Origin of the sequence: Flavobacterium gelidilacus DSM 15343 (assembly GCF_000422685.1) — a bacterium.
Taxonomy (GTDB): domain Bacteria; phylum Bacteroidota; class Bacteroidia; order Flavobacteriales; family Flavobacteriaceae; genus Flavobacterium; species Flavobacterium gelidilacus.
In genome coordinates this window covers 1-3,322 of the sequence record NZ_AUGN01000037.1, presented here as the reverse complement: position 1 = coordinate 3,322, position 3,322 = coordinate 1, and the positions used below count along the sequence as shown (strand labels likewise).

The 3,322-nt window shown below is 46.5% G+C and carries 2 rRNA genes; both read left to right on the top strand.

Annotation, left to right across the window (positions count from 1 at the left end):
- Positions 1 to 86 precede the first annotated feature (86 nt).
- Positions 87 to 2,965, top strand: a 23S ribosomal RNA gene (locus G507_RS0109535).
- A 124-nt stretch (positions 2,966 to 3,089) separates the two neighbouring features.
- Positions 3,090 to 3,199, top strand: a 5S ribosomal RNA gene (gene rrf, locus G507_RS0109530).
- Positions 3,200 to 3,322 lie beyond the last annotated feature (123 nt).

Genomic DNA, 3,322 nt, shown 5'->3' with positions numbered 1-3,322 from the left:
AAGTTCATTGACATATTGAGATAAAAATATTTAAAAAGTAGAAAGAATACCGTAGAGTCGTAATTTATTACGATAATACAAAAGTACAATAAGCAAAATAAGGGCGTATGGGGAATGCCTAGGCTCTCAGAGGCGATGAAAGGCGTGATAAGCTGCGATAAGCTACGGGGATGGGCACATACCAATTGATCCGTAGATACCTGAATGGGGCAACCCGGCATGTTGAAGACATGTCATCCTGATAAGGAAGCAAACCCGCTGAACTGAAACATCTAAGTAGGCGGAGGAGAAGAAAACAAAAGTGATTCCGTAAGTAGTGGCGAGCGAACGCGGATTAGCCCAAACCAATGTTGTTACGGCAATATTGGGGTTGTAGGACCACGACATTTGATGGGGATTGAATTAGAATTACCTGGAAAGGTAAGCCAAAGAAGGTGATAGCCCTGTATAAGTAAGAGAACATATTGATAGTGGTATCCTGAGTAGCGCGGGGCACGTGAAACCCTGTGTGAATCTAGCGGGACCATCCGCTAAGGCTAAATACTCCTGAGAGACCGATAGTGAACCAGTACCGTGAGGGAAAGGTGAAAAGAACCGTGAATAACGGAGTGAAATAGATCCTGAAACCATACGCTTACAAGCGGTCGGAGCCTTTAGGGGTGACGGCGTGCCTTTTGCATAATGAGCCTACGAGTTAACGTTGCTGGCAAGGTTAAGTGGTTAAGCCACGGATCCGTAGCGAAAGCGAGTCTGAATAGGGCGCTTTAGTCAGTAGTGTTAGACGCGAAACCGTGTGATCTACCCATGAGCAGGATGAAGCTTTGTTAACCCAAAGTGGAGGTCCGAACCCGTTGACGTTGAAAAGTCTTGGGATGACTTGTGGGTAGGGGTGAAAGGCCAATCAAACTCGGAAATAGCTCGTACTCCCCGAAATGCATTTAGGTGCAGCGTTGGTTAAAAGTTATATAGAGGTAGAGCTACTGATTGGATGCGGGGGCTTCACCGCCTACCAATTCCTGACAAACTCCGAATGCTATATAATGTTTACCAGCAGTGAGGGCATGGGTGCTAAGGTCCATGTCCGAGAGGGAAAGAACCCAGACCATCAGCTAAGGTCCCAAAATCTATACTAAGTTGAAATAACGAGGTTTGTCTGCCCAGACAGCTAGGATGTTGGCTTGGAAGCAGCCATTCATTTAAAGAGTGCGTAACAGCTCACTAGTCGAGCGGACGAGCATGGATAATAATCGGGCATAAGTATAGTACCGAAGCTATGGATTTACAGTTTACTGTAAGTGGTAGGGGAGCATTCTAACAGGGCTGAAGGTGTAATGTGAATTATGCTGGACCGGTTAGAAAAGAAAATGTAGGCATAAGTAACGATAATGCGGGCGAGAAACCCGCACACCGAAAGACTAAGGTTTCCACAGCTATGCTAATCAGCTGTGGGTTAGTCGGGGCCTAAGGCGAACCCGAAAGGGACAGTCGATGGACAACGGGTTAATATTCCCGTACTACTTATAATTGTGATGGAGTGACGGAGTGATGAAAGCACCGCGAACTGACGGAATAGTTCGTTGAAGTACCTACCTATAAGAACCGCAGGCAAATCCACGGTTTTTGGGGAAATACGATAGTACTCGGAGTCTTCGGACAAAGAGATAGTGTGCCTAAGGGCTTCCAAGAAAAACTTCTAAACTTAGATTATAAGTACCCGTACCGCAAACCGACACAGGTAGTCGAGATGAGAATTCTAAGGTGCTCGAGAGATTCATGGCTAAGGAATTAGGCAAAATAGACCTGTAACTTCGGGAGAAAGGTCGCCAGCAGCAATGCTGGCCGCAGTGAAAAGGTCCAGGCGACTGTTTATCAAAAACACAGGGCTCTGCAAAATCGTAAGATGAAGTATAGGGCCTGACACCTGCCCGGTGCTTGAAGGTTAAGTGGAGATGTTATCTTCGGAGAAGCATTGAAATGAAGCCCAAGTAAACGGCGGCCGTAACTATAACGGTCCTAAGGTAGCGAAATTCCTTGTCGGGTAAGTTCCGACCTGCACGAATGGTGTAACGATCTGGACACTGTCTCAGCCATGAGCTCGGTGAAATTGTAGTAGCGGTGAAGATGCCGCTTACCCGCAGTGGGACGAAAAGACCCTGTGCACCTTTACTATAGCTTAATATTGACCTTGGACACGTGATGTGTAGGATAGGTGGGAGACTTTGAAGTGGCGTCGCTAGGCGTTGTGGAGTCATTGTTGAAATACCACCCTTTGCTTGTCTAGGGCCTAACCCCGTTTTGCGGGGGACATTGTTTGGTGGGTAGTTTGACTGGGGTGGTCGCCTCCAAAAGAGTAACGGAGGCTTCTAAAGGTTCCCTCAGCACGCTTGGTAACCGTGCGTAGAGTGCAATGGTATAAGGGAGCTTGACTGAGAGACATACAGGTCGATCAGGTACGAAAGTAGAGCATAGTGATCCGGTGGTTCCGCATGGAAGGGCCATCGCTCAAAGGATAAAAGGTACGCCGGGGATAACAGGCTGATCTCCCCCAAGAGCTCATATCGACGGGGGGGTTTGGCACCTCGATGTCGGCTCGTCACATCCTGGGGCTGGAGAAGGTCCCAAGGGTTGGGCTGTTCGCCCATTAAAGTGGCACGCGAGCTGGGTTCAGAACGTCGTGAGACAGTTCGGTCTCTATCTACTGTGGGCGTTAGAAATTTGAATGGATCTGATTCTAGTACGAGAGGACCGAATTGGACAAACCGCTGGTGTATCTGTTGTTCCGCCAGGAGCACTGCAGAGTAGCTACGTTTGGAAGGGATAAGCGCTGAAAGCATATAAGCGCGAAACCCACCATAAGATGAGATTTCTTTTAAGGGTCGTGGAAGATGACCACGTTGATAGGCTATAGATGTAAAGACAGTAATGTCATAGTCGAGTAGTACTAATAACCCATAAGCTTATGTACACTTTTCCCCCGAGCAATCGGGGGAAGAAACTTTCTTTCGAAAATATTAAATTTATTTATCTCAGTATGTTAAGATATTCTGTAACGTTGTCCCGATACATCGGGATACCCTTGCAAACCAGCTTAAGGTGGTTATTGCGTCGGGGCTCACCTCTTCCCATTCCGAACAGAGAAGTTAAGCCCGATTGCGCAGATGGTACTGCAGTAATGTGGGAGAGTATGTCGTCGCCTTTCTTTAGAAACCCTTATCATTTAGTTGATAAGGGTTTTTTGTTGTTTTAAACTTTTCTAGAAAACTCTAAATACGGCTGTATTTATAAAAAATAGAAACCAAACTCCAATTAATGAAGTTATTTA